Source organism: Kitasatospora arboriphila (assembly GCF_039528095.1).
Lineage (GTDB): Bacteria > Actinomycetota > Actinomycetes > Streptomycetales > Streptomycetaceae > Kitasatospora > Kitasatospora arboriphila.
In genome coordinates, this window is sequence record NZ_BAAALD010000008.1 from 116,357 (window position 1) to 138,508 (window position 22,152).

Consider the following 22,152-nt stretch of genomic DNA (forward strand, 5'->3'; position numbering starts at 1 on the left):
CGGCGGCGGCTACGCGACCGGATGCCGCTAGTCGCTCTGCCGCCGAAACACCAGCGTGCCACACCGACGGGTCGCTTCGACCCCCCCGGGTAGGTGCAGCGGCCCCTGGCCGCGCCAGCCGGTGACCAGCAGGTCGACGCTCTCCAGGTGCCGGGCGAACAGGTCGCCGGCCGGGCAGCCCGCGCGCAGCGCGGCCCGGCGCAGCACCCGGCGGCGGACCGCGGGCGGCAGTTCGGCGAGCCGGCCGACGTCCAGGGAGCCTTCGACCGTTCGGAGGTCGCGCTCGGCGAGGGCGGCCCACTGGTCGAGCGCGTCGGCGTCGTCGCGGAACAGCCGGGCGGTGCGGGCGAGCGCCTCGACCACGCCGCCGCCGAGGTGCTTCTCCAGCACCGGCAGCACCTCGTGGCGGACCCGGGCGCGGGTGTAGGCCGGGTCGGAGTTGTGCGGGTCGTCCCAGACCGGGATGGACTGCGCCGAGCAGGCCTGGCGGGTGGCGGCGCGGTCGAGTTCGAGCAGCGGCCGGCGGTAGCGGCCCTTCTGGGCGGGCATGCCGGCCAGCGAGCGGGCGCCGGAGCCGCGGGCGAGGCCGAGCAGGACGGTCTCGGCCTGGTCGTCGCGGGTGTGGCCGAGCAGGACGGCGAGCGCGCCGTGGCGGTCGGCGGCGGCGTCGAGGGCGGCGTAGCGGGCGTCCCGGGCGGCGTTCTCCGGGCCGCCGTCGCGGCCGACCCGGACGGGGACGGCCTCCACCGGGTCGAGGCCGAGTTCGCGCAGCCGGACGGCGACCTGCTCGGCGCGCTCGGCGGAACCGGCCTGCAGGCCGTGGTCGACGGTGACGGCGCCCACCCGCAGGCCGAGCTTGGGGGCCTCGAAGGCGGTGGCGGTCGCCAGGGCCATCGAGTCGGCGCCGCCGCTGACGGCGACCAGCACGAGCGGCGAGCCGGGGGCGGCGGGGGTGCGCGGCAGCCCGGAGGGGTGGCGGCGGGCGTTGCCGATCAGGGTGGTGGCGCCGGCCGGCACGAGCGCGGCGGCGGCGGGCCGGCTCTGCGGGGCGCGGACCGGTGCGGCGACGGGGACGCCGGCCTCGGCCGCGAGGTCGGCGAGGGTGCGGCGGACGGCGAGGCGTATCGCCGCGACGGCGGGATGTGGGCCCACGGGGTGCACTCCTTGACGGAGACGGGGAGGGACGGCGGCCGGCCCGGGCGGCGGGGCGGGGAACCTCGCACGCTCAAGGTCACCGGGCGCTCACAGATGGTCGCAGAAAGCGGCCCGCTGCCAGGCCGTGCACGCCAGCGCGGGGTCCACGGTCCCACGTACGGGTGAATGGAAAAACGTTCATTCGGCCGCCGTCGGCCCGGGTTGGGCAGGTGTGCGGTCGCCGGCGGACGGGTCAGCGGGCCACCCGGGCGACCCAGGCGGCCGGGTCGTGGATCTCCTCCTTGGTCGGCAGGGTGTTCGGCGACGTCCAGATCCGGTTGAAGCCGGCCATGCCGACCCGGTCCACCACGCCGCGGACGAAGACCGCGCCGTCCTGGTACTGGCGCAGCTTGGCGTCCATGCCGAGCAGCCTGCGCAGCACCAGGTCCAGCCGGCTGGCGCCGCGGTCGCGGCGGCGCTGGAACTTCTCCCGGATCTCGGCGACGCTCGGCACCACCGCGGGGCCGACGCCGTCCATGACCACGTCGGCGTGGCCCTCCAGCAGCGACATCACCGCGGTCAGCCGGCCCAGCACCTCGCGCTGGCCGGGCGACTGGACGGCCTCCAGCAGGGTCTGCGGGCCCGAGCCGTCGCCGCGCCCGCCGAGGCCCGGGAAGCCGTCCGCGACGACCTCGCGGGCCCGCTCCAGCAGCGCGCCGGGGTCGATGTCGGTCTGCGCCAGGAAGGACTGCACCTCGGACTGGATGTGGTCGCGCAGCCACGGCACCGCGCTGAACTGGGTGCGGTGGGTCTCCTCGTGCAGGCAGACCCAGAGCCGGAAGTCGTGCGGGTCCACGTCCAGCTCCCGCTCGACCTGGACGATGTTCGGCGCGACCAGCAGCAGCCGGCCCGGGCCGGGCGGCTCGGGGCCGCGGCGCGGCTTGTCGAAGAGCCCGGCGGGGCTGTCCGGCGCCGGCGGCGGCTCGGCGGGCGCGAAGGTCTCGTACTGGCCGAGCACCTTGGTGGAGAGGAAGGCCAGCAGCGCGCCGACCTCGATGCCGGTGGCCTTCTCCCCGATGCTGCCGAACACCTGGGAGCCGGTGCCCTCGCTGCGGCGGGCCTGGAGGCGGTCCACCAGCGGCTGGACGATGGTGCGGAAGCCCGCGACGTTGGCGCGCACCCAGCCGGGCCGGTCGACCACCAGCACCGGGGTGGCCTCGGCGTCGGACAGCCGGGCGGGCCGGAGCCCGGTGTAGCCGCGCACGTGCTCCTCGGCCTCCAGGGCGTGCCGGCGCAGCTCGGCGACCACCTTGACGGCCTCCTCGCGGGTCACCTCCGGGCCCGGCCTGGCCAGCCGGGTGGCGGTCGCGACCGCGAGGTTCCAGTCGACCATTCCTGCTCCGCCGCTCGCGCTCGTCATGCCCTCACCGTACGTGCTCCGGGGCGGTGGAGGGAGGGAACCTGCCGTGCCGGTGCCGGGGTGCCGCGGCGGGCGGGTCAGCGGCAGCCGCAGGCGGCGATCCGGGCGACGATCCGGTCCACCGCGCCGCGGGCGTCGCCCCCGTTCGTCCGGCTCATCAGCGCGAAGACCAGCACCCGGCCGTCGGCGTCGACGACGGTGCCGGCCAGGGTGGCCACGCCGGAGAGGGTGCCGGTCTTGGCCCGGACGACGCCGGCCGCCGCGGCGGCGCCGGAGCGGGCGCCGAACCGGTTGACCAGGGTGCCGGTGAACCCGGCGACCGGCAGGCCGGTCAGCACCGGGCGCAGCTCGGGGTGGTCGGGGGCGGCGGCCCGGGCGAGCAGTTCGGTGAGGGTGATCGGCGGGATCAGGTTCTTGCTGCTGAGGCCGCTGCCGTCGTTCAGCACCACGCCGGCCGTCGGGACGGCGAGCGCCGTGAGCGCCTGGAGGGTGGCGGCGGAGGCGCCCTCGAAGCTCGCCGGCTTCTTGGCGGCGATCGCGACCTGCCGGGCGACGGCCTCGGCGAGGGTGTTGTCGGAGGTGGTGAGCAGCCGCTCGACGAGCCGCGGGACGGTCGGCGACCGGACCTCGGCGATCGCGGCGGCGCCGGCCGGGGCGGGGGTCTGCGCGGGGGTGCCGTCGACGGCCACGCCCTCGGCGCGCAGCCGGTCGGCGAAGGCCCCGGCGGCCTGCCCGGCGGGGTCGAAGACCCGGGCGGGGGCCTCGTCGGGGGACTTCGGGTCGATCCGGCCCTCGTCGACCATCAGCGGGGTGACGGCGGCGATGTTGGTGGCGTCGTGCTCGGGGTGGAGCAGCGGGCCGGTGTAGAGCGAGGTGTCGTAGCCGAGCCGGACGGTGGTGGTGCCGGCGGCCTTGAGGGCCGCCGCGGTGCGGGCGGCGAGGTCGGCGAGCGAGGCCGGGGCGGTGTCGGCGTCCACCGGCTGGCCGCCGACACGGACCTGGTCGGTGGGGAGCGCGGTGAGGGTCGGGTCGCCGCCGCCGACGAGGGTGATGCTGCCGGGATCGCTGCCGCGGACGACGGTGGTGGCGATCCGGGTGGTCGGCGGGATCAGCGCGAGCGCGGCGACGGCGGTGGCGAGCTTGGTGGTGGAGGCGGGGGTGGCCGGGGTGTTCTCCCCGGAGCCGTACAGCAGCGTGCCGGTGGTGGCGTCGGCGACCGCGAGGTTCAGCGTGGCGAGGGCGCCGTCGTGGACGGCCGGGTCGAGGGAGCGGTGCACGCCGTCGCCGGTGGGCACGTCGGCGGCGTCCGCGGCGGCGGCGAGCACCGGGCCCTTCACCGGGGCGCTGCGGTGCCGGCGGGCCGTGCCCTTGCCCGGCCCGGAATCGTTCTTCCTGTCGTCGGCGCCGGCGCCCCGGCGGTGGGCGCCGTCGGTGCCGTCGTCCGAGCGGTGCCGGTCCTGCCGGCCGGCGGCCGGGCCGGGATCGGCCGCCGCGGTGGGTGCGGCGAGCGGTCCGGCGACCGCGAGCACCGTCGCGACAGCTCCGGCGGCGACGGCCCGGCGACCCCTCCACACCCGTGCACGCGCGTTCACCGACCGGCCCCTTTCCCGAGCACTCCCTGCCGTGCGAGACACTGGATTCTGTCAGTTTCTACCTTGGAGGAACCTTGGAGTTCGACGTCCTGATCGAGATCCCGAAGGGCTCGCGCAACAAGTACGAGGTCGACCACGAGACCGGTCGTCTGCGCCTTGACCGCATGCTCTTCACCTCGACCCGCTACCCGGCCGACTACGGCTACGTCGAGGGCACGCTCGGCGAGGACGGCGACCCGCTGGACGCGCTGGTCATCCTGGACGAGCCGACCTTCCCGGGCTGCCTGATCAAGTGCCGCGCCATCGGCATGTTCCACATGACCGACGAGGCCGGCGGCGACGACAAGCTGCTCTGCGTCCCGGCGACCGACCCGCGCTGGGAGCACCTGCGGGACATCCACCACGTCTCGGAGTTCGACCGCCTGGAGATCCAGCACTTCTTCGAGGTCTACAAGGACCTGGAGCCCGGCAAGTCGGTGGAGGGCGCCAACTGGGTCGGCCGCACCGAGGCCGAGGCCGAGATCACGGCCTCGATCAAGCGCCTGGAGGAGAAGGGCGGCCACTGAGCCGTCCCTCCCCTCGGTTCTCCGGGGTGACGCGAGGGCCGGGGCGGGCAGCACGTGTGCTGTCCGCCCCGGCCCTCGTGCGTCCGCGGGCGGTGTCAGTCCGCGTCGTCCAGCCGGAAGCCGACCTTCAGTCCGACCTGGTAGTGCTCGATCCGGCCGTCCACGAGGTGTCCGCGGACCTGGGTCACCTCGAACCAGTCCAGGTTCCGCAGGGTGCGGGACGCCCGGTCGATGCCGTTGCGGATCGCCTGGTCGATGCCCTCGGCGGAGGAGCCGACGATCTCGGTGACTCGGTAGACGTGGTCGGTCATGGCGCATCTCCCAGCGGTGGGTGACGAGGGACGGTGTGCGGGCCCTCGTCCACCGTGCCGCAGGACGCCGCGGCCCGCGCGCCGCGCGGCGGCCCGCCGGGCGCGGGGCCGGGATGCCTGGGCGGCCGCTGCGTTGGTGTGGTGCTGTGCGGTGCCGATGCGGGGGATCAGAACGCGGCGCGGACCTCGCCCACCACCGCGCCGCCGCCGTGCAGCGGCTCGGCACCGATCCGGTCCAGCACCTCGTGCTCGACGCCGAGGCGGCGCAGCGCGGCGGCGAGCACCGGCCCGCGGGCCCGCTCGGCACCGTCGTCGATCTTGAAGGCGAGTGCCCGGCCGTCGGCCAGCGCGACCACCTGGACGGCTTCGGCGCCCATCTTGGAGAGCGTGCCGGGCACCGCCCGCATCAGCCAGGTGTCGGCGCGGCGGGTGCCGGCCACGTACTCGGGGTGGGCACGCATCGCGTCGGCGACGCGGCGCTGCGGGGTGCCGGGGTCGGAGAGCACCAGCGAGCGGTAGCCGCGGGCCAGGCCGGTCAGCGAGACGGCGAGCAGCGGGGCGCCGCAGCCGTCGGTGCCGACGTGCGCGGCGCGCTCGCCGGTGGCCTCCTCCAGGGCCTCGCGGGCCAGCACCTGGATCGGGTGGGCGGCGTCGAGGTACGCGGCGGTGTCCCAGCCGTTGGCGGCGCTGGCGGCCAGCCAGCCGGCGTGCTTGCCGGAGCAGTCCATCATGATCGGTGCGGCGCTGCCGCCGGAGCGCAGCAGCAGCTCGGCCTCGACCCGGTCGAGCGGGAGGTCCGCCGGGGTGCGCAGGGCCTCCTCGGTGAGGCCGGCGGCGGCGAGCACGGCGCGGACGGCGTCGCGGTGGAAGTCCTCCGCGGAGTGGCTGGACGCGGCCAGGGCGAGCGCCTCGCCGTCCAGGGCGAGGCCGGCCCGCAGGGTGGCCACCGCCTGGAAGGGCTTGGCGGTGGAGCGCGGGAAGACCGGCGCCTCGGGTGCGCCGAGCGCGTACTCGACCGAGCCGTCGGCGGCGAGCAGCACCAGGGAGCCGCGGTGGCGGCCCTCGACGAAGCCGGAGCGTATGACCTCGGCGAGGGCGGGCAGGGCGGACTGGGGCATGGAGACTCCTGACGGCGAGTGCACTGGGTGAGGGTGGCCCGGCCGCCGCCCGCTCCTCAGCCCCCCGTGAGCAGGTCGTCGACCCGTGCTTCCCCTTCACGGTACCTGCGGGTGATTTCCGCACTGCAGTCGTCCGCCGTCCGCTGCAGCACCTGGCGCCGGCCGGAGACCTCGCGCTCGTGCCGGGAGAGCCGCTCGACGGCGGCCAGCAGGGCGGAGGTGGGGCGTGCCGCGAGGTCGGCGAGCCGGACGTCTCCCATCAGCGCGTCGGCCTCGCGGCGGTACTCGGCGCCGCGGGGCGGGCCGAGCGTCACGTGCCGGGCCGGGCGGCGGACGGGGGAGGGCAGGTCGGCCAGGATCGCCGGCAGCCGGTCGAGCAGGTCGGCGGAGGCCTGCGGGGCGAGGTCGTGCGGCACCCGGCGGTTGGCGAGCTCGGCCCGCAGGATGTCCATCCGGCCCTGCAGCAGGCGGCGGAGGTACGAGAGGTCGGCCTCCTGCTCCTGTGCGTCCCGCCGGAGCGTCCGTAGCTGGTCCAGGCCCAGCCCGCCGATGTCGCTCGCGTCCATCCACCACCTGCCGTTGTTCCTGCGTCCCGGGCCGTGCTGCCCGTACCCGAACACGACCGGCCGCCGCGGGGAGTTCCCTGCGGGCGCCGGTGCCACCCGCTCGGGCTAGCGGCGCCGGGGGACCTGGTCGGTCGACGGGCCGTGCGCGGGCGGCGTCGGACAGCGTGCCACCCCGGCGGGCGGCCGCGCACCGCCCGGCACCCGAACGGCCCCCCTGGCGAACCGCCATGGCTGGTACGACAATTGGCGGCCGCTCGCTGACCTGCGCCGACCTCGGCGCACGCGCACGCCACCCGGCGCACGCCGAGGCGCCGCGCGCCTCCGGCAGAATGGCGGCATGCGAGCAGTGGTGCAGCGGGTGTCGGAGGCGGCCGTCCGGGTGGACGGCGAGTGCGTGGGCGCGATCGAGGGGCCGGGCCTGTGCGTGCTGGTCGGCGCGACCCACGAGGACACCCCGGCGAAGGCCGCCCAGCTGGCCCGCAAGCTGTGGACGCTGCGGCTCTTCCCCGGCTCCCCCGAGCTCTCCTGCGAGGAGCTGGGCGCACCGCTGCTGGTGATCAGTCAGTTCACGCTGTACGGCGACGCCCGGAAGGGCCGCCGGCCCACCTGGAACGCCGCCGCGCCCGGCCCGGTCGCCGAGCCGCTGGTGGACGCGGTGGTGGCCGAGCTGCGGGCGTTGGGCGCCAAGGTGGAGACCGGGCGGTTCGGGGCGGACATGAAGGTGTCGCTGGTGAACGACGGGCCGTTCACCGTGCTGCTGGAGGTCTGAACCCCGCCGGACCCGGCGGGGGCGCCGCTACTGCGGGACGATCACGTCCTGGGTGCCGGGCACGCCGTCGGCCAGCAGCACCGCGTCCACCGGGACGTTCCGCTTGACCAGCGCCATGGCGATCGGCCCGAGCTCCCAGTGCCGGGCCGAGGAGGTCACGAAACCGAGCGCCCGGCCGTCCTCGCCGTCCGAGGCCAGCCGGACCTGGGCGCCGTGCTGCGGCAGCTTCTCCTCGGTGCCGTCGAGGTGCAGGAAGACCAGCCGGCGCGGCGGGCGGCCGAGGTTGTGCACCCGGGCGACCGTCTCCTGGCCGCGGTAGCAGCCCTTCTGCAGGTGGACGGCGGTGGCCAGCCAGTCGACCTCGTGCGGGATAGTGCGGTGGTCGGTCTCGAAGCCGAGCCGCGGCCGGTGGCCCTCGATCCGCAGCGCCTCGTACGCCCAGACGCCGGCCGCCGGCCCGTAACCGGCCGTCAGCTTCTCCAGCTCGGACCGCGGCACGAACAGCTCGCGTCCGTACGGGAGTTCCCGGACGGCCGCGGCGCCCTCCGCGGACGCGGCGGAGCCGGCCGGCAGGTGCACCACGGCGAGGTCGGCGGTCGCGTCGGCGATCTCCACCCGGTAGAAGAACTTCATGCTCTCCAGGTAGGCGATCAGCGCCGGCGCGGTGCCGGGCTCGACGTGCACCCAGGTGGTCTCGCCGTCGTCGACCAGGTAGAGGGCGTGCTCGACGTGCCCGTTCGGGGAGAGGATCAGGGCGTCCGCGGCCTGCTGCGGGGGCAGCGCGCTGACGTGCTGGGTGAGCAGCAGGTGCAGCCAGGAGAGCCGGTCGGCACCGCTGACGGTGACCACCCCGCGGTGCGAGAGGTCGACGAAGCCGCGGCCGGCGGCGAGCTCGCGCTGTTCCCTGAAGAAGTCGCCGTAGTGGGCGGCGACGCCCTCGTCGGGTCCCTCGGCGGGGACGGCGCCGGGCAGGTCGAGCAGCGGGCTCTTGGTTCCGGTCATACCGGCCAGCTTACGACTGCGTGCCGCCGCGCTTTTCGGTGCAGTCGGCGCAGCGGCCGAAGATCGCGAAGTGCTTGAGGTCGGTGTCGAAGCCGTGCTCGGCGCGCAGGCTCTCGATCAGCGGGGCGGCGATCGCGGTGTCGGTCTCGGTGACCTTGTCGCAGTCCCGGCAGACCAGGTGCAGGTGGGTGTGGCGGCCGGCCAGGTGGTAGGTCGGGGCGCCGTGGCCGAGGTGCGCGTGGGAGACCAGGCCGAGTTCCTCCAGCAGCTCCAGCGTCCGGTAGACGGTGGAGATGTTGACCCCGCTGGCGGTCTTGCGGACGTGGCCGAGGATCTCGTCCGGGGTGGCGTGGTCCAGCACGTCGACCGCCTCCAGGACGAGCTGGCGCTGCGGGGTCAGCCGGTAGCCGCGCTGCCGCAGGTCGCTCTTCCAGTCGGTGGGGGTTTCGGTGTTCGCCACGGTAGGTCCCTGCCCGTTGGAGGTGATGGGACAAGTGTAGGGACCGACCCCGGGGTCGGTCCCTACCTCGTGCGGTCCCGCGGACCGGGCCGGGCGGGCCCGGCGGCCGGTCAGCGGAAGAACGCGATGCCGTCGTCCGGCAGGTCGTTGATGTCCTGGATCAGCTTCGCCGGGCTCAGCACCTTCTTGAGCTGCGCGGACATGTACGGCCGCAGCGGAACCTCGGGGGCGGCCTTCTCGCCGACCCAGAGGAGCTCCTCCTTGACCATGCCGTACAGGCGCTTGCCGCCCGTGTAGGCCGGGGCGCCCTCGATCCGGGCGACCGCGTCGGTGGCGAGGTCGATCTGCGGCTTGCCGTCGTGCAGCTTGCCGTACCAGATCTCCACGGTGCCGTCGTCGCGGACGGACGAGACCTCGATCTCGCGCTCACCGGACGTGCCGTGCTGGTTGCTGGTGATCCGCCAGAAGGAGTGCTCGTTCTCCAGCGGACGGACCTTCTCGCCCTGCTCGTCCAGGACCCAGGTGCGGGAACGGAACTCCAGGAACGGCCGGCCGTCGTGCCGGAAGACGACCTCCTGGCCGAAGTTGCACTTCTCGGCGCCCGGGAAGTCGTAAACGCCGGCGCCCTCCCACGTACCGAGGAGGAAGGCCAGCGGGACGACGTCACGGTGGAGGTCGGAAGGGATCTCGATCATTTTCCTGCTGCTGTCGTCGGAGTCTGCTGACTCCACACGTTACGGCAGTCGGGCGGCGTCAGCGCTGGCCCTGGTAGAGCTTCATCACCGAGAAGATGGCGAACCAGGTGATCAGGACGGCCATCAGCGCGAGCAGACTGTCGAAGAAGATTTCCAGACCGGACACGAGGCGCTCCATTGCGGGCGGGCGGACAGATAGACGAATGACGTCGCGAGTCTATCGGCCGCCCTCCGGCCGGTCTCGGTGAGCCCCGCCACGTCGTCGATAGTCTGGGCGGCATGTCGAAGAAGCTGGTCATCAAGGTCACGGCCGGGGCGGACGCGCCGGAGCGCTGCTCGCAGGCCTTCACGGTGGCGGCGGTCGCGGTCGCCAGTGGGGTCGAGGTGTCGCTCTGGCTGACCGGGGAGTCGTCCTGGTTCGCGCTGCCGGGCCGGGCGGCCGAGTTCGAGCTGCCGCACGCCGCGCCGCTGCCGGAGCTGCTGGAGTCGGTCCTCGCGGCGGGCACGGTGACGCTGTGCACCCAGTGCGCGGCGCGCCGGGACATCGGCGAGAAGGACACCGTCGAGGGGATCCGGATCGCGGGCGCCCAGGTCTTCCTGAGCGAGATCATGGCCGACGGGGTGCAGGCGCTGGTCTACTGACGCGGCTCGTGGTCGGGGCGGTCCCGGTCGTGGCCGGGCCGGTCCCACCGCGGGTCGTCCCAGCGCGGGTCGTTCCACCAGTCGTCGTCCGGGTCGCGCTTGTTGGCGAAGACCGCGGCGAGCGGCGGGATGACCATGGCGAACAGGCACATCCCGACCGCGGCGGGCACGGACCAGAGCCGCACGACGCCCCAGGCCAGGACGAACATGCCGAGGCAGACGCCCATCATGACGAAGTAGCGGACGTGCCGCCGGTGTGCCTGCACACCTCCAGGGTATGGCCGTGGCCCCCTGCTCGGCAGGGGGCCACGGCACCGGTCGTCGGCGGTCAGACCGCGATCGCGACCTCGGTGAACTCGCCCTGGGCGGCCACGACCTGGCGGTCGACGGTCGCGCCCGGCACCAGCGCACGCAGCGTCCAGGTGCCCGGACGGGCGAAGAAGCGGAACTGTCCGGTCGCCGAGGTGGGCACCTCGGCGGTGAACTCGCCGCCCTCGTCGAGCAGCCGCACGTAGCCGTTGACCGGCTCGCCGTCGCGGGTCACCGAACCCTGGATGATCGTCTCGCTCGCCACGTCAACTCCTGCCAGGTCCGGGCCGCCGGCCTTCGCACCGCACATGTCTTGTCTTCCCTTCCTACGGTTCGAGCCGGGGGCTCAGTTGCTGCCGAGCTCGATCGGCACGCCGACGAGGCTGCCGTACTCGGTCCAGGAGCCGTCGTAGTTCTTCACGTTCGGCTGGTCGAGCAGCTCGTGCAGCACGAACCAGGTGAGCGCGGAGCGCTCGCCGATGCGGCAGTAGGCGATGGTGTCCTTGGCCAGGTCCACGCCCTCCTCCTGGTAGAGCGCGCGCAACTCGTCGTCGCTCTTGAAGGTGCCGTCGTCGTTGGCGTTCTTGGCCCACGGGATGTTCTTGGCGCTCGGGACGTGGCCCGGACGCTGCGACTGCTCCTGCGGGAGGTGGGCCGGGGCGAGCAGCTTGCCGGAGAACTCGTCGGGCGAGCGCACGTCGACCAGGTTGAGGTTGCCGATCGCGTCGATCACGTCGTCGCGGAAGGCGCGGATCGAGCTGTCGACGGCCTTCGCCTTGTACTCGGTCACGGCGCGCTCGGGCACCTCGACGACCAGCTCGCGGGAGTCGAGCTCCCACTTCTTGCGGCCGCCGTCCAGCAGACGGACGTCGCCGTGGCCGTACAGCTTGAAGTACCAGTATGCGTACGAGGCGAACCAGTTGTTGTTGCCGCCGTAGAGCACCACGGTCTGGTCGTTGGCGATGCCCTTGGCGCTCAGCAGCGCCTCGAAGCCGGCCTGGTCGATGAAGTCGCGACGCACCGGGTCCTGGAGGTCGGACTTCCAGTCGATGCGGACCGCGTTGCGGATGTGGTTCTTCTCGTAGGCGGAGGTGTCCTCGTCGACCTCGACGATGACGACCTTCGGGTCGTCCAGGCGGGCCTGGACCCAGTCGGCGTCGACCAGGACGTCGCTGCGGCTCATGGTGATGTCTCCATCCGGGGGCGGTTGCGGAAGGCTGCTGTGGGTGCCCGCAGGCCGAGGTTCCGACCGGGTGTCCACAGTTCGGACACCGCAGGTCGTGGGCCTGGCGGGCGGTTCGGATCAGAGGTGCCGGGGGCCGGCGGTCCGGGAGCGGGCCGCACGGGGCCGGCATGCGGGGCGGGCGGGGCCTGACGGGCTGGTCAGAGCTGCCCGGTCAGCGCATTCGACACAGGCAGGTGGACACGCGGCACAGGTCTACCGCCCGCCGCTTCGTGAGATCCGCCTGTCGCTTCATGCCGACGATGCTAGGGACACCGCGGGCCCGCTGTCATCAGCGTGTCGAATAATGAGACCAGATGGCCCGAATACTGGGATTTGCCGATTTACCGCCGCTGCGGCCAGCACGAATGCCACCCCGGCACGACCGGAACGGGGCCCGGGGCATCGGCGCGAACGGCATTGCTGGACAGCGCGTCTCGCAGTGCGGGACGGAAGGGGTGGGGGAACGGGCGGCGGCGGGCGCCTCGACCGGCGGATCAGCCGATCACGCGGACGTTCTCGCCCTGGAAGGTGAGCTGGAGGCCGTCCGGCTGCGGCACGGCGCCGGAGAGGTTCAGGCCGGCCGGCAGCTCGGTGAGGGTGAAGCTGCGCGCGCCCAGCTTCCCGCCGAGCGCGCCGTTCAGCACCGACGCCATGCCGGTGAGCTTGAAGCCGTCCGCGGTGATGGTGTTGCCCGAGCTGTGCACGTCGCCCTGGCCGACGGACACGCCCATCAGCGAGGCCTTGACCTTGCCGGGGCCGCCGTACGACAGCTCCAGGCGGTCGGCGCCGGGCACGCCCGACTGCGGCGCCGCCAGCCGGGCCGCGTCGGCGTAGCTGATCAGCCCGGTGCCGCTGCCGTGCCGGACGGTGGCGCTGCGGTAGTCGTCGCCGACGGACACCCCGGACAGCCGGGCGCTGAAGGAGCGCAGCGCCACCTGCTGGCTGCCGTTGCCGACCGTCATGCCCTCGCCGGAGAGCCGGACGTCGTCGAACTCCTTGGCGAGGGCCTGGGTGAGGAACGGGAAGCCGTCGATGTGCACGGCCGGGCGCTGGGCCATCCGGCCGCTGCCCGCCAGCCGGTCGGCGGCCTCGTCCTCGGCGACGCCCACGGCCACCCGGTCCGCGCCGACCAGCAGCCCGGCCAGGGCCGCCAGGCCGATCGTCGCCTTCAGCCAGCCGCGCATCATGTCTCCCGGTGGTCGCTCCGTGTCGCCGTGCCGTCCGGAGTGCTACGACGATCGGCCGCCCCGTGCGGTTCCTGGCGGCCGGACTCAGCCGCCGGCGAACGGCGGGAGCACCTCGACGGTGCCGCCCTCGGTGAGCGCGACCCCGGCCCGGTCGCGGGTGCCGACCTGCTCGCCGTCGACCAGGAACGAGCAGTGCCCGAGCACCTGGAGCAGCCGGGGCCGGTCGGCGTGCCGCTCGTGCACCGCGGCCAGCGCCTCGGCGAGCGTGGCGGCCTCGTACGGCTCCTCGGCGGTGCCCGCCTCGGCCTTGGCGGCGGCCCAGTAGCGGATCGTCCCGGTCACCCGTGCGGCGGCCGGGGCCACTCCCCCGGGTGAAGCAGCGGCGGTGGTGCCCATGGCAAGCCCTCCTCGTCGTCCCTCGCCCGGTGCAGCGGCCCGGCTCCGTCCGCCGGCCCGCCCACGCCAAGGTGTACACGTACGGTGCGGCCGGTGCTGCACCCATGATGGACCGGACGGCCGCCGGGTCGTCAACGCCCCGGCCCGGACGGGCGGACGGCGGGCCTCCGCAAGGGCCGGGGGCGCACGCCGCGTGATCCAGCACTCTCCGCGCGCCCCTCCCGGAGCTGGGCGTGGTCGGCTATTCTCGAGGCGTAAGGGATCCGGGCAGAGTCGCCCCCGGGTCCTTTTGTGCTTTCAGGACGCCAGTACGGACGTTCTTGCGAACGGCGCACCACCCGCGCCGGAGGCGGGAACACCCCGAGGACAACGGCACGACGGAGTGCCCGCGGCCCGACGGGGCGTCAGGACCGGCGCCGGGCCTCACCCGGCGCGGGAGCAGACCGGAAGGTTCGCGGATGGGCAGGGCAGGAACGGTACGCCAGGGGTCGCGGGACTCCTCGCGTCCGCACCGCTGTGCCGTGCGCACCCGCGAATCCACCGGAGCTCCCCCCGGACGCCCTGCGAGCGCATCCTCCACCTTCACCGCCGCCGCGCCGCCCGGCCCCCGCCGCAGGCGCAACGCGACCGCGACGACCCGGAAAGGGGACTACCGGGTATGAGTTCTCTCCTCCTGCTGACCAACGCCCTGCAGCCGTCCGCCGAGGTGCTGCCCGCACTGGGCCTGCTCCTGCACAACGTCCGGGTCGCCCCGGCCGAGGGATCGGCCCTGGTCGACACCCCGAGCGCCGACGTGATCCTGGTCGACGGCCGACGCGACCTGCCGCAGATCCGGAGCCTGTGCCAGCTGCTGCGCTCCACCGGCATCGGCTGCCCGCTGGTGCTGATCGTCACCGAGGGCGGCCTGGCCGCGGTGACCGCCGAGTGGGGCATCGACGACGTGCTGCTCGACACCGCGGGGCCGGCCGAGGTCGAAGCCCGGATCCGGCTCGCCATGGGCCGGCTCCAGGTCACCGCCGACGACTCCCCGATGGAGATCCGCAACGGCGACCTGTCGGTCGACGAGGCCACCTACTCGGCCAAGCTCAAGGGCCGGGTGCTGGACCTCACCTTCAAGGAGTTCGAGCTCCTCAAGTACCTCGCGCAGCACCCCGGCCGGGTCTTCACCCGCGCCCAGCTGCTGCAGGAGGTCTGGGGCTACGACTACTTCGGCGGCACCCGCACGGTCGACGTCCACGTCCGGCGGCTGCGGGCCAAGCTCGGCGTCGAGCACGAGCAGCTGATCGGCACCGTCCGCAACGTCGGCTACCGGTTCGTCGTCCCGGACAAGGCGGACAAGGGCGGCGACCGGTCCGGCGCCGAGCAGCGCGCCGCCGCCGTCCAGGAGGCCTGAGCCCGCGGGCGGCGGCCGGCACCCGCGTCCGGCCGTCGCCCGCGAGGCCCCTGGTGTCCGGCTTGTCCGGATAGGGGCGGGGTGCACCCGCCCGCGGCCGACAGGTGACTCTCCGGTACGTGAGACTCCTCCTACCGTCCCCCTGCCACCCGCGTAGACTCCCTCCGTGGCCAAGGTGACGCGCGACGATGTAGCCCGACTGGCTGGGACCTCGACCGCGGTCGTCAGCTACGTGATCAACAACGGACCCCGACCGGTCGCCCCGGCGACCCGCGAGAAGGTCCTCGCGGCGATCGAGCAGCTCGGCTACCGGCCGAACAGCGTCGCCCAGGCGATGGCCTCGCGCCGCACCAACCTGATCGGGATGGTCGTCCCCGACGCCCGGCAGCCCTTCTTCGCCGAGATGGCGCACGCGGTCGAACGCGCCGCCTCCGAGCGCGGCAAGCTCGTGCTGATCGGCAACTCCGACTACGTGGACGACCGCGAGGTCCACTACGTGCGGGCCTTCCTCGGCATGCGGGTCGCCGGACTGATCCTGGTCAGCCAGGGCCCCTCGCAGCGGGCCGCCGAGGAGTTCGCCGCGATGGAGGGCGCCAAGGTCGTGCTGCTGCACCGCCGGCCAGAGGCGATCGACGACGTCGCCGTGGTCACCGACGACGTCGGCGGCTCCGAGCTCGCCGTCCGCCACCTGCTGGAGGTGCACGGCCACCCGTACGTGGTCTGCTTCGGCGGCCCCGTCGAGTCCCCCGCCCCCGGCGACCCGGTCATCGACCACGTCGAGGGCTGGCAGCGCGCCATGGCCGCGCACGGCCTGCCGGCCGAGCCGCACCTGGTCGACGCGCCGTTCCACCGCTACGGCGCCTACGAGGTCGCCCTGGAGCTGCTGCGCTCCCCGAACCGGCCGCCGGCGATCTTCTGCTCCACCGACGACCAGGCGATCGGCGTGCTGCGGGCCGCCCGCGAGGTGGGCCTGAAGGTGCCGGAGGACCTCGCCGTCGCCGGCTTCGACGACGTGCCCGAAGCCGCCCTCGCCGACCCGCCGCTCACCACCGTCGCCTCCGACCGCGACGCGATGGCCCGCGCCGCGGTCGACCTGGTGCTCGACGACTCGCTGATGGTGCCCGGCTCGGACACCGAGCGGGTGCGCAAGTTCGAATCGCGCCTGGTCGTGCGGCGTTCCTGCGGCTGCAACGGCCAGTAGCCCGCACCTGCGGCCTGACCAGGCTTTATGAGAACCTGACGGGCTTCTCGGACCGTTCTGAGCGCGTTCTCATCAAGCCTTCATCCGCCGGGCGGAGCGTGGTCGTCATGAGCGACCCGTACCGCAGCAGCGAGGACCCGTACCGCACCGCCGACGGCCACCTGGTGTGGCCCGCCGCGCACCCCGCCCGGCCGGCCCACGAGCCGACCGCGCACCCGGCCGACGCCCACCCTGCGCCCGCGGCCGAACCCGCCGGACACACCGCCGGCGGCGGGCAGCTCCCGTCGCCGTACACCGCCGCCTTCGCGGACCCGCCCGAGCCGCCCGTACCGCCCGAGGGGCCCGGCGCCGACGCGGCGGCCGGCTCCGGCGGCCACGCCCGGCGCGACTTCCTGCGCGGCCGGCTCGCCCTGGCCGCGGCCACCAGCACGGTGGTCAGCCCGGTCGCCGCCAAGTCCGACGGCACCGCCGACGTCACCGCCATCGCCGGCGCGGTCTCCCCCAGCGTCGTCCAGATCACCGTGCAGGACGGCAGCGGCACCGCCACCGGCACCGGCATCGTGCTCACCGCCAAGGGCCAGATCCTCACCAACTACCACGTCATAGCGGGCGCGGTGGACGGCGGGCGGATGACCGTCACCTTCAAGGACGGCAGCACCGCCGAGGCCACCGTCACCGGCACCGACAAGTCCCTGGACGTCGCCGTGATCACCGCCTCCGGCGTCAGCGGGCTCACCCCCGCCGTCCTCGGCGACTCCTCCGCCGTGCGGGTCGGCGACCCGGTCGTCGCCATCGGCAACCCCGAGGGCCTCACCGGCACCGTCACCTCCGGCATCATCAGCGCCGAGAACCGCGAGGTCACCGTCCAGGTCGACGAGGGCACCACCCGCGGCAACGGCGGCTTCGGCTTCCCGCAGCTGCCCGGCTACCAGGGCGGCTCCGGCTCCAACGGCTCCGGCAGCTCCGGTGATTCCGCCACGTACAAGGCGCTGCAGACCGACGCCGCGCTCAACCCCGGCAACTCCGGCGGCCCGCTGATCAACGCCAACGGCCAGGTCATCGGCATCAACTCGGCCATGTACTCGGCGAGCGGCTCCAACTCCACCGCCGACTCCAGCAGCGCCGGCAGCGTCGGACTCGGCTTCGCCATCCCGATCGACACCGTCAAGCAGGTCCTGTCGGACATGCAGTCCGGCCGGAACCTGTGACCGCACACTCCCCGCACCCGGGCACCTCCCGCAGGACAATGGCAGCACCCCCGCAGCACCGCCCCCACGAGAGCCAGGAAGGGCCCCAGCCCATGACTCCCCCCGCCGACGACCGCACCCCTGCCGAGACCGCCGGCCCCGGCCCCGCGCGGCTCCTCGTGGTCGACGACGAGCCCGCCCTGCGGGACGCCCTGGAGAGCAGCCTCGCCTTCGAGGGATACGAGGTCACCACCGCCACCGACGGCTTCGAGGCGCTGGAGGCCGTCGAACGCGACCGGCCCGACCTGGTGCTGCTCGACATCATGATGCCGCGGATGGACGGCCTCACCGCCGTCCGCCGGATGCGCTCGCGCGGCGACACCGCACCCGTGCTGATGCTCACCGCCCGCGACGCCGTCGGCGACCGCGTCACCGGCCTCGACGTCGGCGCCGACGACTACCTCGCCAAGCCCTTCGAGCTCGACGAACTGCTCGCCCGGGTCCGCGCCCTGCTCCGCCGCAGCGCCCTCGCCAGCGAGGCCGCCGCCCGTGCGGCCGCCGCCGAGGACGACGGCGAGGTGCTCTCCTTCGCCGACCTGCGGATGAACACCGCCACCCGCGAGGTCACCCGCGGCGGCAAGCCGATCGAACTCACCCGGACGGAGTTCATGCTGCTGGAGATGTTCCTCGCCCACCCGCGGCAGGTGCTGACCCGGGAACAGATCCTCAAGGCCGTCTGGGGCTTCGACTTCGAACCGTCGTCCAACTCGCTCGACGTCTACGTCATGTACCTGCGGCGCAAGACCGAGCACGGCGGCATGCCCCGGCTCATCCAGACCGTGCGCGGCGTCGGCTACGCGCTGCGGCCCGCCAGCGGCGCGGCGGCGTGAAGGCGGTCGGCCGGCTCACGGGGTGGTTCCGCGGCCGTTCGCTGCGGAGCAGGCTGGCCATGCTCACCGCCGCCGCGGTCGCCGTGGCGATCGCGCTCTCGGCACTGCTGTGCTGGTTCTTCGTCAAGGACCAGCTCTACCGGCAGGTCCGCGCCAACCTCTCCGGGGCGCCGTACGACTTCCGCACCATCGCGAACGGGCAGCTGGCCGGCGACACCCTCCCGAGCTGCGGCAACACGCCGCAGCAGGCGCTGACCAAGTCGCAGGCCGCCAACGCGGTCTTCGCCGCCACCCACCCCAACCGGGGCGGCCCGGAGCACGGCGGCCCGAACCGCTGGGACAACCAGTTGGTCACCACCGCCGGCCTGGTCTGCCTGCCGCTCGGCGCCGCCAAGGCCATCCAGACCGACCCGGGCGACAAGTCGATCCTGAACGAGCCGGACAACACGGCGCACTACCGGGACGGCGTCTTCGTCAGCGGCAAGGCCGCCGTGGTGCGGGTGACGAAGGTCTACATCGTGCCGTCCCAGGAACCGGCGATCATGCTGACCGCGCAGGACGTCACCGCCGTCCAGGACTCGCTGCAGCACCTCGCGCTCGTCCTCGCCGGGGTCGCCGCGGTCGGTGTGGTCGGTGCGGGGTTCATCGGCCGGATCGTGGCCAGGTCGGCGCTCAAGCCGGTGGACCAGCTGACGGACGCGGTGGAGCACATCGCCCGCACGGAGGAGGTCGGGACGACCATCCCCGTCAACGGGAGCGACGAGATCGCGCGGCTGTCGACCTCGTTCAACTCGATGTCCACCGCCCTGCTCAACTCCCGCGAGCGGCAGACCCGGCTGATCGCCGACGCCGGGCACGAACTGCGCACCCCGCTCACCTCGCTGCGCACCAACGTCGACCTGCTGATCCGCAGCGACGACACCGGGCGGCCGCTGCCGCCGGCCACCCGCAGCAAGCTGCTCGGCAACATGAAGGCGCAGATGCAGGAGCTCACCCTGCTGATCGGCGACCTGCTGCAGCTGTCCCGGCCGGACTCGCCGAAGCCGGGTCAGAACCTCGCCGTGGTCGCCCTGCACGAGATCGCCGGGCGCGCGGTGGAGCGCGCCCGGCTGCGCGGACCGGGGCTGGCCTTCGACGTGTCGGTGCACCCCTGGTACGTGCACGGGGACGCGGCGGCGCTGGAGCGGGCGGTGATCAACCTGCTGGACAACGCGGTGAAGTACAGCCCGCCGGGCGGCACCGTGGACGTGGCGCTGACGGGCGGCCGACTGACCGTCCGGGACCACGGGCCGGGCATCCCGCAGGACGAGCTGCCGTACGTCTTCGACCGGTTCTGGCGCTCGCCGTCCTCGCGGCAGCTGCCCGGGTCGGGCCTGGGGCTGTCGATCGTGGCGCAGACCGTCCGGGACACCGGGGGAGAGGTGACGCTCGGCCCCGCCGCGGACGGCGGCCCGGGTGCGCTGGCGACCCTGCAGTTGCCCGGGCAGCCGACCCCTCCTCAGTAGCGGGCGCGGGACGCGGACGGGCGGAGGGCGGGGCACCCCCTCAGGTGCCCCGCCCTCCGCGGCTCGTGCCGGTGCTGCGTCAGTCCTTGTCGGTGCCGTCGCCGACCAGGGAGATCCGGTCGCGGGCCGGCGGGGCCAGCGGCTTGGCGGCGGAGCTGTTCGCGCCCAGGTAGGCGTTGAACAGGTCCAGGTCGGACGGGCCGACCAGGGTGTTGGTGCCGGAGGTGAAGGCCGGGAAGCCGTCACCGCCGCCCGCCAGGAACTCGTTCGCGGCGACCCGGTAGGACGCGGCGGGGTCGATCGCGGTGCCGTTGAGCTTGATCGAGGAGACGACCACCCGGGCGGCGCCGGTCTTGGTCATGTCCAGGGTGTAGGTGAGGCCCTTGGAGACCTGGAGGATCTTCGGCGCGGCGTCGTTCAGGCCGCTGACCTGCTGCTGCAGCAGCTCGACGACCTTGGCGCCGGTGAGCGTCTTGACCTGCATCATGTTGGTGAACGGCTGGACGGTGAACGCCTCGCCGTAGGTCACCACGCCGTCGCCCTCGGCCGCGGAGGCCTTGTAGACCAGGTCCGAGCGGATGCCGCCGGGGTTCATGAAGGCGATCTGCGCGCCGCCCTTGTCGGCGGGTGCCGTGCCGGCCAGCTGGGCGTCGGCGATGACGTCGCCGAGCGGCTTCTCGAGGTCGGCGGAGCCGCGCCCGTTGATGTCCGCGGAGATGTAGCCGACCGGGCGGTTGGCGATCGGCGCGGCCAGCTTGTTGTAGGTGTCGATCAGCTTGGTCATGTCCGGCGCCTTGGCCACGGTGCGGCGCACCACGTGGTTGGCGGCGGTGACCGACGGGCGGACGATGGCACCCGTGCGCTTGTCGATCTGCAGGTTGATCTCGGTGTACAGGCGGCCGAAGGAGGCGGCGCTGGTGACCGAGCGCGGCACGCCGTTCTTGTCCGGGATGGCGCAGGCGTACGCGTTGTGGGTGTGGCCGGTGACGATCGCGCCGACCGCGGGGTCGATGTTCTTCGCGATGTCGACGATCGGGCCGGAGACGCCGGAGCCGCCCGCGCCGCAGTCGTAGTTGTACGTGGTGGAGGCCGGGTAGCCGCCCTCGTGGATCAGGGCGACGATCGCGTTCACGCCCTTGCGCTTCAGCACGGCCGTGTACTTGTTGATCGTCTCGACCTCGTCGCCGAACTTGAGGCCCTTGACGCCGGCGGCGGTGACGATGTTCGGCGTGCCCTCCAGGGTGACGCCGATGAAGCCGACCTTCTCGCCGTGCACGTCGGCGATCCAGTACGGGTCGAGGAGCGGGCGGCCGGTCTTCTCGTTGGTGACGTTGGCCGCCAGGTACTGGAAGTCGGCGCCCTTGAACTTGCGGCCCTTGGTGTAGCAGCCGTCGGTCGGGTGGCAGCCGCCGTCCTGCAGGCGCAGCAGTTCCTTGGAACCCTCGTCGAACTCGTGGTTGCCCACGCTGGTGACGTCGAGGCCGAGCTCGTTCATCGCCTCGATGGTCGGCTCGTCGTGGAACAGGCCCGACAGCAGCGGGCTCGCGCCGACGATGTCACCGGCGGCGACGGTCAGGGTGTTGCGGTGGCCCTTGCGGGCGTCGCGCAGTGCGGTGGCAAGGTACTCGATACCGCCGGCCGGGGTGGAGACCACCTGGCCGGTCGCCGGGTCGACCTCCTTGACGGTGCCGGAGGAGCCGGCCGGGGGCTCGAGGTTGCCGTGGAAGTCGTTGATGGCGAGGAGCTGGAGGTCCTCGACCTTCGGCTTGTGGTGGCCGTGCGCCTCGGCGACGCTCGGCACGAGCAGCGTGCCGAGCAGGCCCGCGGCCGCGGCTGCGGCGAGCGCCGTACGGCGGTATCTGCCGGTCTGACCGGATGTGGACATGAGGGTACCCCGTACCGTCTGGGGCCCGGCGGGGGCCGGGGCCATGGTGGCATGACCAGTGAAGCCTAGGGTCAACGCGCGTAGCTGTCAGGTCTTCTGACGTAACGAGCGGGTTTCCACCAGCTGACACGTTGTTGAGCACGCGTACTCAGGCGGCGCCTGCCGCAGCGGCCGTAGCGTCACCGCCATGGAGAGCCCCGCCCGCCCCCGTCCCGCGAGCCTGACCGCCTGGTGGCTGCTGACCGCCTCCTCGGTGCTCTGGTTCACCGCCGCGCTCGGCACCGCGGCGTACGCGGCCCTGGTGCTGCAGCCGTTCGCCGCACCCCGCGACGCCTCCGGGTACCCGGACGGCGAGGAGCAGTTCGTCCGCATGATCGAGACCGGGCCCGCGCTGTTCTGCGGCCTGACCTTCCTGCTGCCGGCCGGCCTCGCGCTGTTCGCCTCGGGCCGGTACGCCCGGGGCGACCGCGGCGCGGCGACGCTCGCGGCCGGGTACGGGTGCGCGCACGCCCTGGCCGCGGGGCTGTTGTCCTCGTGGGGGCCGTGGCAGACCGGCGCCGCCTGGCTGCTGACCGCCGCCGCGGCGACCGGCGTGCTGGCAGCCGGGGCCGCCGAGGGTCTCCGGTGAGCCCCGGCGGGCGGCGCCGGTGTGCCCCGGCCCCCCCGAGGGCAACAGCCCCCCGGCCCGGGGGGGCGCGC

The 22,152-nt window shown here is 73.8% G+C and carries 25 protein-coding genes; 9 read left to right on the top strand and 16 right to left on the bottom strand.

From position 1 onward, the window contains the following. Positions 1-27: 27 nt before the first annotated feature. The 3 genes from tilS to dacB form a co-directional block, all read right to left on the bottom strand. On the bottom strand, positions 28-1,152 hold the full coding sequence (gene tilS, locus ABD353_RS06875; protein WP_344622573.1) for a tRNA lysidine(34) synthetase TilS: 1,125 nt from the start codon (positions 1,150-1,152) through the stop codon (positions 28-30). Positions 1,153-1,387: 235 nt separating this feature from the next. After that, positions 1,388-2,554, bottom strand: a complete 1,167-nt coding sequence (locus ABD353_RS06880; protein ID WP_344622574.1) for a zinc-dependent metalloprotease — start codon at positions 2,552-2,554, stop codon at positions 1,388-1,390. A gap of 77 nt (positions 2,555-2,631) precedes the next feature. Continuing rightward, positions 2,632-4,146: a D-alanyl-D-alanine carboxypeptidase/D-alanyl-D-alanine endopeptidase gene (gene dacB, locus ABD353_RS06885; protein WP_344622575.1), complete on the bottom strand. Its 1,515-nt coding sequence runs from the start codon at positions 4,144-4,146 to the stop codon at positions 2,632-2,634. Between the two features lie 74 nt (positions 4,147-4,220). Here dacB and ABD353_RS06890 point away from each other — a divergent pair, with 74 nt between their 5' ends. After that, positions 4,221-4,712, top strand: coding sequence for an inorganic diphosphatase (locus tag ABD353_RS06890; RefSeq protein WP_344622576.1), 492 nt, complete (start codon positions 4,221-4,223; stop codon positions 4,710-4,712). A 95-nt stretch (positions 4,713-4,807) separates the two neighbouring features. Here the strand turns inward: ABD353_RS06890 and ABD353_RS06895 are convergent, their stop codons facing one another. The 3 genes from ABD353_RS06895 to ABD353_RS06905 form a co-directional block, all read right to left on the bottom strand. Further along, positions 4,808-5,023, bottom strand: a complete 216-nt coding sequence (locus ABD353_RS06895) for a dodecin (protein ID WP_263104140.1) — start codon at positions 5,021-5,023, stop codon at positions 4,808-4,810. A gap of 167 nt (positions 5,024-5,190) precedes the next feature. Further along, complete coding sequence (locus ABD353_RS06900) at positions 5,191-6,141, bottom strand: asparaginase (RefSeq protein WP_344622577.1); 951 nt, start codon at positions 6,139-6,141, stop codon at positions 5,191-5,193. A gap of 56 nt (positions 6,142-6,197) precedes the next feature. Further along, positions 6,198-6,707: an RsiG family protein gene (locus tag ABD353_RS06905; protein ID WP_344622578.1), complete on the bottom strand. Its 510-nt coding sequence runs from the start codon at positions 6,705-6,707 to the stop codon at positions 6,198-6,200. Between the two features lie 337 nt (positions 6,708-7,044). Here ABD353_RS06905 and dtd point away from each other — a divergent pair, with 337 nt between their 5' ends. Then, positions 7,045-7,476 (top strand): D-aminoacyl-tRNA deacylase, encoded by a 432-nt coding sequence (gene dtd / locus ABD353_RS06910; RefSeq protein WP_030268761.1) that lies wholly within the window; start codon positions 7,045-7,047, stop codon positions 7,474-7,476. 27 nt (positions 7,477-7,503) lie between these two features. Here the strand turns inward: dtd and ygfZ are convergent, their stop codons facing one another. The 3 genes from ygfZ to ABD353_RS06925 all read right to left on the bottom strand — a co-directional run bounded on the left by ygfZ (position 7,504) and on the right by ABD353_RS06925 (position 9,633). Then, a complete protein-coding gene (gene ygfZ, locus ABD353_RS06915; protein WP_344622579.1) occupies positions 7,504-8,478 on the bottom strand; it encodes a CAF17-like 4Fe-4S cluster assembly/insertion protein YgfZ in 975 nt (324 codons plus the stop codon). 10 nt (positions 8,479-8,488) lie between these two features. After that, positions 8,489-8,938, bottom strand: coding sequence for a Fur family transcriptional regulator (locus ABD353_RS06920; RefSeq protein ID WP_344622580.1), 450 nt, complete (start codon positions 8,936-8,938; stop codon positions 8,489-8,491). 110 nt (positions 8,939-9,048) lie between these two features. Further along, a complete protein-coding gene (locus ABD353_RS06925) occupies positions 9,049-9,633 on the bottom strand; it encodes a heme-binding beta-barrel domain-containing protein (RefSeq protein ID WP_344622581.1) in 585 nt (194 codons plus the stop codon). Positions 9,634-9,912: 279 nt separating this feature from the next. Between ABD353_RS06925 and ABD353_RS06930 the strand changes: the two genes are divergently transcribed. Further along, positions 9,913-10,275 (top strand): DsrE family protein, encoded by a 363-nt coding sequence (locus ABD353_RS06930; protein ID WP_344622582.1) that lies wholly within the window; start codon positions 9,913-9,915, stop codon positions 10,273-10,275. Here ABD353_RS06930 and ABD353_RS06935 read toward each other — a convergent pair. The 6 genes from ABD353_RS06935 to ABD353_RS06955 form a co-directional block, all read right to left on the bottom strand. After that, complete coding sequence (locus ABD353_RS06935; protein WP_344622583.1) at positions 10,269-10,541, bottom strand: DUF3099 domain-containing protein; 273 nt, start codon at positions 10,539-10,541, stop codon at positions 10,269-10,271. The two genes, ABD353_RS06930 and ABD353_RS06935, sit on opposite strands and share 7 nt — an antisense overlap. Positions 10,542-10,603: 62 nt before the next feature. Beyond that, positions 10,604-10,894, bottom strand: coding sequence for a DUF1416 domain-containing protein (locus ABD353_RS06940; protein WP_030268750.1), 291 nt, complete (start codon positions 10,892-10,894; stop codon positions 10,604-10,606). A gap of 36 nt (positions 10,895-10,930) precedes the next feature. Continuing rightward, positions 10,931-11,767 (bottom strand): sulfurtransferase, encoded by an 837-nt coding sequence (locus ABD353_RS06945; RefSeq protein WP_344622584.1) that lies wholly within the window; start codon positions 11,765-11,767, stop codon positions 10,931-10,933. 214 nt (positions 11,768-11,981) lie between these two features. Then, positions 11,982-12,062 carry a putative leader peptide gene (locus ABD353_RS40355; RefSeq protein ID WP_350637490.1) on the bottom strand — a complete coding sequence of 27 codons (81 nt, stop codon included), beginning with the start codon at positions 12,060-12,062 and terminating at the stop codon, positions 11,982-11,984. Positions 12,063-12,303: 241 nt separating this feature from the next. After that, the gene (locus ABD353_RS06950; RefSeq protein WP_344622585.1) at positions 12,304-12,993 is read right to left on the bottom strand and encodes an LmeA family phospholipid-binding protein; all 690 of its coding nucleotides are present in this window, start codon (positions 12,991-12,993) and stop codon (positions 12,304-12,306) included. Positions 12,994-13,080: 87 nt separating this feature from the next. Beyond that, positions 13,081-13,392, bottom strand: a complete 312-nt coding sequence (locus ABD353_RS06955; RefSeq protein ID WP_344622586.1) for a MoaD/ThiS family protein — start codon at positions 13,390-13,392, stop codon at positions 13,081-13,083. 658 nt (positions 13,393-14,050) lie between these two features. On the opposite strand from ABD353_RS06955, the gene ABD353_RS06960 reads away from it, so the two are divergent. The 5 genes from ABD353_RS06960 (at position 14,051) to ABD353_RS06980 (ending at position 19,568) form a co-directional block, all read left to right on the top strand. Further along, on the top strand, positions 14,051-14,785 hold the full coding sequence (locus ABD353_RS06960) for a response regulator transcription factor (RefSeq protein ID WP_344622587.1): 735 nt from the start codon (positions 14,051-14,053) through the stop codon (positions 14,783-14,785). A 166-nt stretch (positions 14,786-14,951) separates the two neighbouring features. Beyond that, entirely contained in the window at positions 14,952-15,986 is a 1,035-nt protein-coding gene (locus ABD353_RS06965) for a LacI family DNA-binding transcriptional regulator (protein ID WP_344622588.1), read from the top strand. A gap of 107 nt (positions 15,987-16,093) precedes the next feature. After that, entirely contained in the window at positions 16,094-17,194 is a 1,101-nt protein-coding gene (locus tag ABD353_RS06970; protein WP_344622589.1) for a S1C family serine protease, read from the top strand. A 92-nt stretch (positions 17,195-17,286) separates the two neighbouring features. Further along, complete coding sequence (locus tag ABD353_RS06975) at positions 17,287-18,063, top strand: response regulator transcription factor (RefSeq protein ID WP_344622590.1); 777 nt, start codon at positions 17,287-17,289, stop codon at positions 18,061-18,063. Positions 18,064-18,122: 59 nt separating this feature from the next. Then, the gene (locus ABD353_RS06980) at positions 18,123-19,568 is read left to right on the top strand and encodes a sensor histidine kinase (protein ID WP_344622591.1); all 1,446 of its coding nucleotides are present in this window, start codon (positions 18,123-18,125) and stop codon (positions 19,566-19,568) included. A 79-nt stretch (positions 19,569-19,647) separates the two neighbouring features. On the opposite strand, the gene ABD353_RS06985 is transcribed toward ABD353_RS06980, so the two are convergent. Further along, positions 19,648-21,453, bottom strand: coding sequence for a bifunctional metallophosphatase/5'-nucleotidase (locus tag ABD353_RS06985; protein ID WP_344622592.1), 1,806 nt, complete (start codon positions 21,451-21,453; stop codon positions 19,648-19,650). A gap of 187 nt (positions 21,454-21,640) precedes the next feature. Between ABD353_RS06985 and ABD353_RS06990 the strand changes: the two genes are divergently transcribed. Next, positions 21,641-22,081: a hypothetical protein gene (locus ABD353_RS06990; RefSeq protein WP_344622593.1), complete on the top strand. Its 441-nt coding sequence runs from the start codon at positions 21,641-21,643 to the stop codon at positions 22,079-22,081. Positions 22,082-22,152 lie beyond the last annotated feature (71 nt).